The sequence below is a fragment of the Amycolatopsis sp. NPDC114503 genome, from assembly GCF_055633655.1.
In genome coordinates, this window is record NZ_JBVKDT010000005.1 from 102,918 (window position 1) to 115,748 (window position 12,831).

Genomic DNA, 12,831 nt, shown 5'->3' on the forward strand with positions numbered 1-12,831 from the left:
CGCCTCGCCAGGCGGTGCACCGCCTGCACCGTTGCCAGCGCCGCCACAACGGACCCGCCGCGCACCGCGTTGCTGAAACCCCAAAGTGGCATTCGGCGCGTCCCGCGCGCCCAACGCCCCATTAGGGGCATTTCGTCAGGAACGAGGCGGAGGGCTCGGTCCGGTGCGGGAGCGCGGCCGCACCGGACCGAGCCTGGCCGAGCGGCCAAGCAGCCGAAGGTCAGCGGTCAGGCGATCAGCTGCCGTAGGTGGCCTGCTTCACCGCGAACACGTTCCGGTTCCCCGCCCCCTCCTGGAGCGACCACAGGAGATCCGCGTCCTTCGGGTCCTCCCAGTACGAGATGCTCTCCCCGCTGCTCACCCAGGCGTGCGTGGCCGGGCCCGCCGTCGGGGTCCAGTAGTAGAGCTGCTTCTGGGCGGAGGAGTTGAACCACCAGCGGCCGTTGTGCGAGGCGACGCCGTTGAGGTTGTACCAGGGCAGTTGGAGAGCCTGGCTCGCCGTCGTCGAGGCGGCGAACGTCGTCGCTCCCGAGGCGAACGGGAACCGCACCGCGCGCGGCGGGCGGTTCGGGTAGTCGGTGCAGTCGGCCTTGCAGGTGTACTCGGTCATCACGATCGACTTGCTCACCCGGTCCAGCGAGATGCTCGACCAGGCCAGGTTCGCGCCGGACGTGGTGTGCGCGGCGACCGTGCCGACCTGCGGCAGGACGTAGCGGTAGTTGTGCGCGTAGTACTGGCCGCCGGAAAGGCCGATCTGATCGGCCGTGCCGCCCGAGTTGACCTCGAGGATCTTGCGCATGTCGAAGACCCGCATGCCGCCGCCGGTGTCGGCGACGTACAGGTAGTCGCCGTACCAGGAGACGCCGCCGGCGTGGATCGGGATGTCTTTGTAGTTCGGCGAAGCGGTGGTGCCGGTGGGTTCGACGAGCAGGATCTTGCGGTACTTGTTCGGGTGGGTCGCGTCCCAGTCGGCGAGCGTGATCCGGCTGCGGGCCTGTTTGCCGCCGCATTTGTCGCGGGTGTACCAGCTGACCGCGACGAGCTGGTGGCCGTCGTAGTTGCCGCCGTTGTCGCCGCCGACCGCGTCGCGGCTGGTGGTGATGCCCTGCGGGTAGTTGGTGCAGTCGGTGTTGTCGCCGTCGTCGAACCGGAATCCGCCGGTCAGCCCGGCCGGGTTGAAGGTCGACGGCAGCGGTTGGCGGTCGTGGTTCGCGTTGTCCATCACCGTGTGCACCGGCACGGTGTGCAGCTTCGACGAAAGGCCCGAGTAGGCCGCGTCGTACTTGTGATAGTCCGAGGTCAGGGTGTATTCGCTGGCGGGCAGCGTGGTCGGCCCGGCGGCGGCGGACGCGGTGGTCGCGCTCGCGGTGAGCGCCGTGGCGGCGATGAGCGCGGCGCCGCATCCGGCGGTGATTCGATGACGCAAGAACATGACTCCCCCAGAAGTCTGCTTGTTCGGCCGCCCCAAGGTAGGGGCTCGCTCGGCGCGGGGGCAAGCAGTTGCCGCCCAGTCGAAAGGCGCCATCCGCCGGATGGGCGGATGGCGCCTTTCCGTGCTCAGAATCCGATCGCGGTGCAGGCGGTCGTCGTTGACTTCGCCGGATCGGCGATCGACGTGGCGGTCAGCCGCACGCGAGCGGTGTGCGGTGCGCCCGCCGAGCGTTTCGCGTACGCCTGGATTTGCGTCGAGCTGCCGAACTTGGCGGTGGCCAAGGCGTTCGGGAGCCGGACCTCCCAGCCGCGGGTGTCGGTGGACGCGGTCAGCCGGTAGGTGTCCTGGTCGTACGGGGCTGCCGCGCCGCGTGCCGAACCCTGGTTCGAAAGGCGGAAGTCGCAGGTCGCCAGCCCGCCGCGGGTGAACGCGGGCAGTGCGGGCCACAGCCACGCGCCCCGCGCCTGCGGTCCGGTGCCGTCGAGCGACGCGACGGTGACCGTGTACGACAGCACGCCGCGGCTGTCCCGGTCGAGGTCAGTGACGAGGAACCGCAACCGGTTGGCCTCGTCGGTGTACTCGTAGCCGCTGGCCGCCCCGGTACCCGCCTTGAACGTGGCGTCGTTGAGCTGCCGGTAGTCGCCGACGGTGATCTTGACCGGCGTGCCGTCCGAGCGGACGTAGTCGGTCAGGCCGATGTCCTGCGGGTTCGCGTCGACGATCCATTCGAACGGCGCGGCGTCCCGGGCCTTGGTCTTGGCCAGCAGGACGCCGGAATCCGGCGCGAACGAGTCCGAACCCATCCGGTCGATGACTTCGACGCTGTAGTGGTCGTACCCGCCGCCGTCGCACTTCGGATCCTTCGTCGGATCGCACTTGGGCGAACGGTCGCCGCCGGTGAGTGCGATCGTGACGCCCGCGTACGCGCCGGTCGCGGGCTCCGCTTCCCGAGCGGTCACGCGAGCGGTGACGGGACCGGTCGTGGCGAGCTGATTCCGGTCCAGGGTCAGGACGGACTTCGGATCGACGATGCCGAGCTTGAGTTTGTTGCGCAGCATGTGGTGCGCGCCCATCGAACCGCCTTCGGTCGCCGGGATCTGCCAGCGCGTGTGCGGGCCGCCGGGACCGTTGAAACTGCCGCGCGACAACATTTCCCACGGCCCGGTGTACGAGCGTCGCGGCGGGTTGCCGAACGGGTTGTTGTAGTTGTCGCCGATGCCGAGGATGTGGCTGAACTCGTGCGCGAACACGGCCTGGCCGGAGCTTTCCCCCTGGGTCGAGGACCCGTCGGCCGCGTTGGGCCAGATGCTCGCCGCCGAGGCCCACGACGTCCACGGCACGTAGCGCGTGTGCGCCCAGTTCTGGTCCCCGGGTTTGCTGCCCGGCGGGCCGAATTCGGCGGGCACGTTCTCCTTCGAGCCGAACTTCATCTCGCCGAATTCCTGCCACGTCGAGCTTTCGTCCTGGCCCGCGGAGAGGAAGAAGATGAAATCGAACTGGTCGGCGACCGGGCCGACGTCGGCTCGCCACGCGTCGCCCGCGTCCTTGCGCAGGTCGCGGGTGCAGTCGGCGTTCGCCGGACAGTCCTCCGGCTGCATTTCCATGCCGTACTCGAAGGATTTGCCGGGCATCCGGTAGGGGCCGAACGCGGTGAGGTCGACGCCGAAGCGGCCGCCGGAATCCTCCATCCAGTACTCGTTGATGGTGTGGCCGTGGTTCAGGGTTTCGGGTTTGTTGAGGAAATCCTGGTAATGCTGCGCGACTTTTTCCCGCGGCAGATTGCTCGCCGACGGCGTCGGATTGCCGAAGACGGTCGAATGCGGCGGCTTCGTGACGACGAAATCCTCGTCCGGGTAGTCGGCCAGCACGACGGCGCCCTTGAACTTGCGCACGGTCGGTTTCAGCGACGGATCGGCCCAGTTGGTGCCGGGCACGTGGCGGTAGTCCTGCCAGGTCATGCTCGCCTGGTCGGTCCAGTGCGCGGAATCCAGCGGTGCGGGCCAGCCCTGGGTGAGCGGATCGGCCGCGGCGGTCCCGGCGAACAGCGCGGGCGCCAGTGCGGCGACCGCGACGACTACGGCTACGCGGCCGCGGAGGGTCCGGGTGCGGGCGGCGCCGAGGCGGGTTGCCCTCGCGCGGGTGGTCTCGACGCGAGTGGTCCCGGCAGGGGCGGTCTCGACGCGAGTCGTCCCGGCACGGGTGGTCTCGACGCGAGTGGTCCGGGTGCGGTGATTCCGGCGGGGTAAGGGGGATCTCATCCTCGCTCCTCACAGTCCGCCGGTCCGCCCGGCGGTCCCGAGGCCCGACGCTAACGGTGATCGTTAGGCGGGCGAACGAAATCCACCCCGCTGCCGCACGACGAAAGTCGGGCAAGACAGGGGCAAAGGTGCGAATGGCGCAGTGGTGCCGCCGGGCAGATGCCGAGCGAAGTCCGTGAAGGGCTCCTTCCGGGAATCTGATTCCCTCAGGGGTCCCCTCACGACTCACTGCTGTCCGTGAGGGCCACCTTCACGGACGGCCCGGCCCGCGAAGTGTGGTTACGGACGTCGGCTGTCCGTGAAGGGCTCCTTGAGGGAATCAGATTCCTTCAACGAGCCCTTCACGGACCTTCGGAGAGCAGAGAGGTCAGCCCAGTCGGCGGGCGGTGACGAAGCGGGCCCGGCCCGTGTAGTCCGGGTGGTCCTCGACGCCGGTCAGCACTCGCCGCGCCCGCACGAGCGCGGGCACCGCCGAACCGTGGGTGTCGTCGTGTTCGATCGCCAGCCCGCCACCGGGACGCAGCAAGCGCGCACCGGCCGCGATCGCGTGCCGGATCACCGCCAAGCCGCTTTCCTCGGCGAAGACCGCGCGGGCCGGGTCGTGCTCGCCGACTTCCGGCGGGACCGGCGTGCCCTCCGGCACATAAGGCGGGTTGCAGAGCACCAGATCCACGAGACCGTCGAGTTCGGCGAACATCGTCGGGTCGGCGATGTCGCCGGAGTAGAGCCGGATCGGCGTATTTCCGGCCGCGGTGTGCACGTCGGCGTTGTGCCGGGCCCAGGCGAGCGCCTGCGGGTCGACGTCGACCGCGTAGACCACCGCGTCCGGGCGTTCGTGCGCGAGCGCCAGCGCCAGCGCGCCGGAGCCGGTGCACAGGTCGACCACCACCGGGTATTCGCGGCCCTGCAGGAACTTCACGCCCCATTCGAGCAGCAGTTCGGTCTCCGGGCGCGGGACGAACACGCCCGCGCCGACGTTGACCGTGATGTTGCCGAGCGCCGCCCATCCGGTCAGGTACTGCAGCGGGATCCGTTTGGCGCGCTGCGCGACCAGCTGCCCGATCGCGTCGATCACCGGCGGGTCGACCAGCGGCACCATCGGCAGCCTGCCCCGTTCGACGCCGAGCACGTGCGCGGCGATGAGATCCGCGTCCGACCGCGGCGATTCCACGCCCGCCTCGGTGAGGATCCGGGTGGCCTCCATGATGGCCAGGCGCAGCGGCTGCCGATTCACTGGTCGTCCTTCACTCGTCGAAGCTGCCCCCAACGGGGGTGCTGCTCAGCGTATCGACCCCCGCCCGCGCGAGCGTCACGCCTGGCCGAGATACCCGGACAGGACTTCGCGCCGCTGGGCGAGATCCCCGATCCGCCGCTCCACTTCGGCGAGTTCCCCGCGCAGCCTGCGGACGAGGTCCGGGCACAGGTCGAGGTGCGCGGCGGGGCCGCTCGCGCAGTCGAGCATCCCGGCGATCATCTCCGTGGTCAGGCCCGCGGCCAGCAGTTTCCGGATCTGCAGCACGCGGACCACGGCTTCCTCGCCGTACACCCGGTAGCCGCTCGTGTTGCGCGTCGAGGCCAGCAGCCCCTGCTCGCCGTAGTAGCGCAGCAGCCGCGGCGCGACGCCGGTGCGCTGCGCGAGTTCGCCGATCAGCATCCGATTCCCCCGGGTCTGGCCTTCACACTGGTGTCAATCCTTAACGTCGCGAACATGACAGAACATTTCGCGCCTCTCGTTCTCGGAGAGGGTCCCGGCCTGCTGCTCGCGCACGGCGCGGGCGGCGGCGTGCGCGCCAACTTCGGTCCGCTGCTGGACGATCTCGCCCGGACGCACACCGTGGTCGGGGCCGATTACCCCGCCGCGGGCGGCACGCTCGACGAACTCGCCGACGGCCTCGTCGCGACCGCCGCCGACGCTGGCGTCGAGAAATTCACCGTCCTCGGCTACTCGCTCGGCACGGCCGTCGCGGTCCGCGTCGCCACCCGGCATCCCGACCGCGTGACCGGGCTCATCCTCACCGCCGGCCTCGCCCGGCCGGACGCGCGGATGGAGCTGGCGCTGGACCTGTGGGCAGAGCTGCTGAAGGGCGACCGCACCCTGCTCGCCAAGTACCTGATGCTGACCGCCGCGAGCGAGCCGTTCCTCGCCACGCTGACGCCGGAACAGCTCACCGCTGCGGTCGCCGGGCTGGCCGAGTCGGTGCCCGAGGGCACGGCGAAGCAGGTCGAGCTGGTCCGATCCGTGGACACCCGGGCGGAACTGGCGTCGATCGCGATCCCGACGCTGGTGATCGCCACGACGCTGGACGCCCTCGTGCCGCCGCGACACTCGCGGGAACTGGCCGACGGCATTCCGGGCGCGGAGCTGGTCGAAATCGCGTCCGGGCACGGCATCACCGACGAAGCGCCGGATGCCTGGCTCACCGCGATCCGGAAGGTGCTGCGATGAGCCGTCAGGTGGTCTTGCCGAATGAATCGCCCGACCTGACCCCGCGACGCCTCGCCGAGCTTGCCCGGCTGGCCGAGGAGCTGGGGTACGAATCCGTCTGGCTGCCGGACCACGTGCTGCCGCCCGAACCGTTCGGCGAGGTCTTCGGCGGGGTGTACGAGCCGCTGGCGACGCTCGCCTACCTGGCCGCGGCGACAGAACGGGTGCAGCTGGGCACCTCCGTGGTGATCGTGCCGCTGCGCGAGCCGTACCTGCTGGCCAAACAGGCCGCGACGATCGACCGGCTGTCCGGGCACCGGCTGATCCTGGGCGTCGGCGCGGGATGGAACGAGCCGGAATTCGCGGAGATCGGCGCGGATTTCTCCCGGCGCGGGGCGACGCTGGACGAGACGCTTTCGCTGCTGGACCAGCTGTTCACCACCGGACGAGGCCGGGATGGCGGGTACTTCGAGCCACGACCGGAAGGCCGGATTCCGATCCTGGTCGGCGGGAATTCGACGGTGGCGCTGCGCCGGGCGGTTCGGGCCGGGGACCAGTGGCTCAGCGCGGGTCTATCGCCGGAGGCGTTCGCGGAACGAGTCGCGACGCTGGCTCGGCTCGATCCTGAGCGGCGCGTGCGGCGGATCGCCCGACAGCAGTTCAGCGAGGACCTGAGCGCGGCCGTCGAGACTTACCGGGCGTATCGGGAAGCCGGGGCGGACGCGGTGGCCGTGCACCTCGGGGGTGACGACGGATACGAGGAGCGGATGGCGGCGTTTGCGGCGGCGACCGCGTGAGGTGCGGCAGGGCGCGGAGTCGGGTCACAAGACCCGGCCACTGCCCAAGCCCCACCCCCTCGCCATTGCCGCAGCTCCCCTAGACTCCGGCCGGTGAGATCCAGGGACCTGCGCTTCGGCCTCGGGGTATTCGTCGCCTCGCTCGGACTGTTGCTGCTGCGGTTCCTGGTGCCCCGCCCGGTCGGCATGGCCGACAACGGCGACGGCTGGCGGTTGCTGTGCCAACTCGGCGGGCGGCAACTGGACCGGCCGTCGGAAGGGTTCGTCCGGTTCAGTTACGGGTCCGCGCCGCCGTGCGATTCCGCGTACGTCTCGAGCCAGACCTGGCTCGACTGGGCGGCGGGCAAGATCGGCGCGCTGTTCGGTGCGTCCGGAGTGCTGAACCTGCTGGTGCTCGGCGTGCTGACCTGCGTGCTGGTCGCCGGCGCGATCACCGTCACCGTGCTCGGCCTCGATCTGAACCGGCGCAACCGGCTGATCGCCACGGTGTTGCTGCTGCTTGTGATGGGCGACTCGGCGTTCTTCGGCTACTTCGCGTCGGTACTCAGCGAAGGCGCGGCGTTCCTCGGCATCCTGCTGATGTGCGGCGGCCTGTTCCTGTTGCACCGCACCGGAAAGCTGCGCTGGGCCGGTGCCGCCGTGACTGTCCTCGGTGGACTCGTCGGGATCAACGCCAAATCGCAAACCCTGTTGCTTATCCCGCTTTTCGCGCTCGCGCTGCTGCTGACCCGGCCGTCCGGCGCGCGCGGGCGGAAACGCTGGGTGCTGCCGCTCGCGGTGCTCGCGATCGTGGGCGCGGGCACGTTGGCGATCCAGTCCCAGGGTGACCCGGCCAACGCGGAATACCGCGAGGCCAACATGTACCACGCGGTTTTCGACTCCATTGTGGACGGAAAGCACGACACGAAGGCCGACCTCGCCGCGCTCGGACTGCCGGAGTCGTTCGAGCAGTACGTCGGCACCGGCTGGTGGGGCGAGCGCGCGGCCTGGCACGACCCGCTTTACCCGCAGTACAAGGACAAAATCAGCCGCCGCAACGTGCTGCACTACTACGCGACACACCCGGCGCGGACGGCGGAAATCCTGCAGCAGGGCGGAGTCGACGCGCTCACCGCGCGTCCGGAAAACCTCGGCAGCTTCGGCGAACTGTCCGGACAGCCTCGGCTGGCCAAGGAATACCGGGTGCCGGTGTTCTCCGGGCTGGCCGCGCTGATCGCGCCGCTCGGGTTGTTCGCGCTGGTGCCGATTTGGGTGCTCGTCGGCTGGGCCGGGGTGCGCGCGTTCCGCCGGAATCGGCGCGAGTACGGGATTGTCGCGTTCCTGCTGGTGTTCTTCGCGGCAGGACAACTGGGACTGTCCGCGTTGGGCGAAGGCATTGAAGGCGTGAAGCACCAACTGCTGACGCTGTTCCCGACCGTGCTGGCGGTGGTGTTCGCGGTCCTCAGCCTGCTCCCCCGTAAGGAAACCGCACCGGAGCGCACTGAGGACCCGAGCGCCGAGGAAATCCCGGCCGCGGTCTAGGAATCAGCCCGCCTGCGAGGCGAGCCGCTCCTCCCGGTCGGCGGTGGCCAGCGCGTCCAGCACGCCGTCGAGTTCGCCGTCCAGAACCTGATCCAGGTTGTACGCCTTGTAATTCACCCGGTGATCCGAAATCCGGTTCTCCGGGAAGTTGTACGTCCGCACCCGCTCCGAACGGTCCACCGTCCGCACCTGCGAACGACGCGCGTCCGACGCCTTCGCCGCCGCCTCTTCCTCAGCGACCTGCTGAAGCCGCGCCTGCAGCACCTGCAGCGCCCGCGCGCGGTTCTGGATCTGCGACTTCTCGTTCTGGCACGACACGACGATCCCGGTCGGCAGGTGCGTGATCCGCACGGCCGAGTCGGTGGTGTTGACGCTCTGCCCGCCGGGGCCCGAGGACCGGAACACGTCGATGCGCAGGTCGTTCGGGTCGATTTCGACCTCGACCTCTTCCGGTTCCGGGTAAATCAGCACGCCGGACGCGGACGTGTGGATCCGGCCCTGCGATTCGGTGGCCGGCACGCGCTGCACACGGTGCACGCCGCCCTCGAACTTCAGCCTCGCCCACACGCCTTCGACGTCCGCGGTCTTGCTCTTGAGCGACAGCGTGACGTCCTTGTAGCCGCCGAGGTCCGACTCCGTCGAGTCGAGCACCTCGGCCTTCCAGTTGTGCCGTTCGGCGTAGCGCAGGTACATCCGCAGCAGGTCGCCGGCGAACAGCGCGGATTCCTCGCCGCCTTCGCCGGATTTGATCTCCATGACGACGTCGGAGCCGTCGTACGGGTCGCGCGGCAGGAGAAGTTCGGTGAGTTTCGCTTCGAGCTGCGGGATTTTCGCCGCCAGCTCGTCGGCCTCGGCGGCGAACGCCGCGTCCTCGGTCGCGAGTTCCTTGGCCGCGGAAAGATCGTCGCGGGTCTCGTCCAGTTCGCGCACCGCGCGCACGACCGGGCTCAGCTCGGCGTAGCGGCGGCCCAGTTTCCGGGCACGGGCCTGGTCTGCGTGCACCGCGGGGTCGGCGAGCTGCTGTTCCAGCTGCGCGTGCTCGTCGAGCAGCCCCTTGAGCGAACTCGAATCCACTTCGCCGTCTCCCTCTCGCGCACAAGCCCGGACAGAACGACGGCGCCCACCCGGGCGTGCGGGTGGGCGCCGTCGGACAAGCTACTTGGCGTCGGTCTTCTGCTGACGCTTGCCGTAGCGCTTCTCGAACCGGGCAACCCGGCCACCGGTGTCCATGATCTTCTGCTTGCCGGTGTAGAAGGGGTGGCAGTTCGAGCAGATCTCGACGTGGATCTGACCCGACTCCTTCGTGCTGCGGGTGACGAAGTTGTTCCCGCAGTTGCACGTGACGGTCGTGGTCACGTATTCGGGGTGAATACCGCTCTTCATGGTGTCCTCTCTCGTTGGCCCCGGGTCCCCAGTGCGGGGTGAACCGGTGCCGGACTTCAGCGGGTCATTCTGCCAGACGCGCTGGCAAGGGCTTCAACACACCCCGGTGACCAGGTATTCCACGGTCCGCCGCGACGGTGGGTAGTGAAGGACATTCGCATTGTACGGATTTTGTACCTGATGGCGTGAAGCTGGCCGAGTTCGTGAATCGCTCACTTACTGGAGGTCCGGACATGCGCACGACCGACCTGCTCACCCGGCTCGCGAAGCCGGCCGCGGTGCTGGCACTGGCCGCTTCCGCCGCGGTCTTCGCGCCCGCCGCGAATGCCGCCGACGGGATCACGACGGCGGACGTGAACCCCGCCGCGGGCACGTTCTCGGAGGTGTCCGAGGCGAACCTGACCGGTGCCGCGGACGGCACCCCGGCCGGTGCTGTCGCTTGGTACAAGGCGCACGCCGGAAGCACCGGGTGGGAGCACTACTGCGAGAAGGCCGCGGAGAATTCTTACGGCACCACGGGGGTTTGGGCGTCCGCCAACGCACATTGGAACGGGGCCAGCCCGAAGCACACCAGCGGCAAGCCGCCCGCCGGTTCGTTCGTGTACTGGAACATCAGCGCCTACGGCCACGTCGGCATCGCGGACGGCAACGGCGGTTTCTACGCCACCAGCGTCGGCGGCAAGATCGGCCACGGCAGCTCGACGAGCTACTTCAACAACTACCGCGGCTGGACTCCCGCCGCTGTCCCCCGCCACTGAGCTTTCTCCCCGCGCCACCTCCCCGGTGCGGGGAGAAAAGTCCGTGAAGGGCTCCTTGAGGGAATCTGATTCCCTCAAGGAGCCCTTCACGGACCAAAAGCGACCGGCCCGCCCCCGAGGTGATGGGGGCGGGCCGGTCGCGTGAAGCGAGACTCAGTCGTCGTCTCCGCCGCCGAGGGCGGTCTTCGAGACCTGCATCAGGAATTCGATGTTGGTCTTCGTCTTGCGCAGACGCGAGATCAACAGGTCGATGGCCTGCTGCGAGTCCAGCGCGTGCAGCACGCGGTGCAGCTTGTGCGTGACCGCGAGCTCGTCCGGCGAGAGCAGCAGCTCTTCCTTGCGGGTGCCGGACGGGTTGACGTCCACCGCCGGGAACACGCGGCGCTCGGAGATCTTGCGGTCCAGCTTGAGCTCCGCGTTGCCGGTGCCCTTGAACTCCTCGAAGATCACCGTGTCCATCGTGGACCCGGTCTCCACCATCGCGGTCGCGAAGATGGTGAGCGAGCCGCCGTTCTCGATGTTGCGCGCGGCGCCGAGGAAACGCTTCGGCGGGTACAGCGCGGTCGAGTCGACACCACCGGACAGGATCCGGCCGGACGCCGGCGCGGCCAGGTTGTAGGCCCGGCCCAGACGGGTGATCGAGTCGAGCAGGACGACCACGTCGTGGCCCATTTCGACCAGGCGCTTGGCCCGTTCGATGGACAGCTCGGCGACCGAGGTGTGGTCGGACGGCGGGCGGTCGAAGGTGGAGGCGATGACCTCGCCCTTCACCGACCGCTGCATGTCGGTGACCTCTTCCGGACGCTCGTCGACCAGCACGACCATGAGGTGCGCCTCAGGGTTGTTCGTGGTGATCGCGTTCGCGATGTCCTGCATGATCGTGGTCTTGCCCGCCTTGGGCGGGGACACGATCAGTGCACGCTGGCCCTTGCCGACCGGCATGATCAGGTCGATCACGCGGGTGGTGAGCTTGTGCGGCTCGGTCTCGAGGCGCAGCCGCTCGTTCGGGTACAGCGGGGTCAGCTTGGTGAAGTCGGGACGGCGCTTGGCCTCGTCCGGCTCAAGGCCGTTGATCGAGTCGACGCGCACCAGCGGGTTGAACTTCTGCCGCTGCTGCTCGCCCTCGCGCGGCTGGCGCACGACACCGGTGATCGCGTCGCCGCGGCGCAGGCCGAACTTGCGGACCAGCGACAGCGACACGTACACGTCGTTCGGCCCGGCCAGGTAGCCCGAGGTGCGCACGAACGCGTAGTTGTCGAGCACGTCCAGGATGCCGGCGACCGGCAGCAGGACGTCGTCCTCGCGGATCTCGGTGTCCGGCGCGCCGCCCTCGCGCTGGCCGCCGCCGCTGCCCCGGCGGCGACGGTCGCGGAAGCGACGGCCGCGACGGCCGCCTTCCTCGTCGTCGTCCTGCGGGCCGTTGTTCCGGTTGTCCCGGTTATCGCGGTTGTCCTGCTGGTTCCGCTGCCGGTTGTCGCGGCTGTCCTGGCGGTTGTCCTGACCGCCTCGGCTGTCCTGACCGCCTCGGTTGTCGCGGTTGCCGTCGCGGTTGTCCTGACCGCCGCGGTTGTCCCGGTTGGCGTCGCGGTTGTCGCGGCCGCCGTTGTCCCGGTTATCGCGGTTGTCCCGGTTGTTGTCGCGGTTGCCGCCCTGGCGGTCGCCGCGCTGGTCGCGCTGGCCGTCGCCCCGGTTGGCGCCGCCGCGGCGACGGCGGTTGCGGCCGCCTTCCTCGGACTGGCCGTCGGACTGCTGGCCCTCGGAGCGGTCGTGGCGCTCCGGGCGCTCCTGCGCGGACGGCTTCCCGTCCTGCGCGGTCTCCGCCTTCGGGGCCTCGGCCTGGGGAGCCTCCGCCTGGACCGGCTCGGCCTTGGGCTCCGCCTTGGGAGCGTCCGCCTTCGGCGCGTCGGCCTTGGCCCGGCGCGCGGGCTTCTCGGCCTTCTCCGCCTTGACCGGCTCGCCGACGCCGTCGAGCGGCAGCGTCTCGGCCGTCGCGGCGGCGCGCTTCTTGCTCTTGCCCTGGCGCTCGCGGATCGCGGCGATCAGGTCCCCCTTGCGCATGCCGGTGGTCTCGCCCACACCCAGTTCGCCCGCCAGCTGGCGGAGCTCGGCGATGACCATTCCGGACAGGCCCCCGGTGCGGCGCTTCGGAGCGGCCGCGGCCCCATTGGTCTCAGCGGCCGCGGCGGGGGTCTCCACGTCGCCGCTCAACAGATCGGTGTTGCTCACACATGTCCTTCCTGACCGATCCACGTTCCAG

General features: G+C 69.5%; 11 protein-coding genes. 4 read left to right on the top strand and 7 right to left on the bottom strand.

What is annotated here, in order from left to right; genetic code table 11:
* Nucleotides 1-235: 235 nt before the first annotated feature.
* The 4 genes from ACZ7OI_RS22205 to ACZ7OI_RS22220 form a co-directional block, all read right to left on the bottom strand.
* Entirely contained in the window at nt 236-1,426 is a 1,191-nt protein-coding gene (locus ACZ7OI_RS22205; protein WP_470266093.1) for a hypothetical protein, read from the bottom strand.
* A 131-nt stretch (nt 1,427-1,557) separates the two neighbouring features.
* Nucleotides 1,558-3,690, bottom strand: a complete 2,133-nt coding sequence (locus tag ACZ7OI_RS22210; protein ID WP_470266094.1) for a M6 family metalloprotease domain-containing protein — start codon at nt 3,688-3,690, stop codon at nt 1,558-1,560.
* 367 nt (nt 3,691-4,057) lie between these two features.
* Complete coding sequence (gene prmC / locus ACZ7OI_RS22215; RefSeq protein ID WP_344271416.1) at nt 4,058-4,924, bottom strand: peptide chain release factor N(5)-glutamine methyltransferase; 867 nt, start codon at nt 4,922-4,924, stop codon at nt 4,058-4,060.
* Nucleotides 4,925-4,999: 75 nt separating this feature from the next.
* Nucleotides 5,000-5,344 carry a MerR family transcriptional regulator gene (locus ACZ7OI_RS22220; RefSeq protein ID WP_470266095.1) on the bottom strand — a complete coding sequence of 115 codons (345 nt, stop codon included), beginning with the start codon at nt 5,342-5,344 and terminating at the stop codon, nt 5,000-5,002.
* A gap of 54 nt (nt 5,345-5,398) precedes the next feature.
* Between ACZ7OI_RS22220 and ACZ7OI_RS22225 the strand changes: the two genes are divergently transcribed.
* The 3 genes from ACZ7OI_RS22225 to wsfD all read left to right on the top strand — a co-directional run bounded on the left by ACZ7OI_RS22225 (nt 5,399) and on the right by wsfD (nt 8,433).
* On the top strand, nt 5,399-6,136 hold the full coding sequence (locus tag ACZ7OI_RS22225) for an alpha/beta fold hydrolase (RefSeq protein ID WP_470266096.1): 738 nt from the start codon (nt 5,399-5,401) through the stop codon (nt 6,134-6,136).
* Nucleotides 6,133-6,912 (top strand): TIGR03619 family F420-dependent LLM class oxidoreductase, encoded by a 780-nt coding sequence (locus tag ACZ7OI_RS22230; protein WP_470266097.1) that lies wholly within the window; start codon nt 6,133-6,135, stop codon nt 6,910-6,912. The genes ACZ7OI_RS22225 and ACZ7OI_RS22230 overlap by 4 nt, the downstream gene beginning before the upstream one ends.
* Before the next feature lie 93 nt (nt 6,913-7,005).
* Nucleotides 7,006-8,433, top strand: a complete 1,428-nt coding sequence (gene wsfD, locus ACZ7OI_RS22235) for a glycan biosynthesis hexose transferase WsfD (RefSeq protein ID WP_470266098.1) — start codon at nt 7,006-7,008, stop codon at nt 8,431-8,433.
* Between the two features lie 3 nt (nt 8,434-8,436).
* On the opposite strand, the gene prfA is transcribed toward wsfD, so the two are convergent.
* Both prfA and rpmE read right to left on the bottom strand, forming a co-directional pair.
* Nucleotides 8,437-9,507, bottom strand: a complete 1,071-nt coding sequence (gene prfA, locus ACZ7OI_RS22240; RefSeq protein WP_470266099.1) for a peptide chain release factor 1 — start codon at nt 9,505-9,507, stop codon at nt 8,437-8,439.
* Between the two features lie 81 nt (nt 9,508-9,588).
* Entirely contained in the window at nt 9,589-9,816 is a 228-nt protein-coding gene (gene rpmE / locus ACZ7OI_RS22245; protein ID WP_043832086.1) for a 50S ribosomal protein L31, read from the bottom strand.
* Between the two features lie 233 nt (nt 9,817-10,049).
* On the opposite strand from rpmE, the gene ACZ7OI_RS22250 reads away from it, so the two are divergent.
* Nucleotides 10,050-10,574, top strand: a complete 525-nt coding sequence (locus ACZ7OI_RS22250) for a CHAP domain-containing protein (protein WP_470266100.1) — start codon at nt 10,050-10,052, stop codon at nt 10,572-10,574.
* Between the two features lie 153 nt (nt 10,575-10,727).
* Here the strand turns inward: ACZ7OI_RS22250 and rho are convergent, their stop codons facing one another.
* Nucleotides 10,728-12,800, bottom strand: coding sequence for a transcription termination factor Rho (gene rho, locus ACZ7OI_RS22255; protein WP_470266658.1), 2,073 nt, complete (start codon nt 12,798-12,800; stop codon nt 10,728-10,730).
* Between the last annotated feature and the right edge of the window lie 31 nt (nt 12,801-12,831).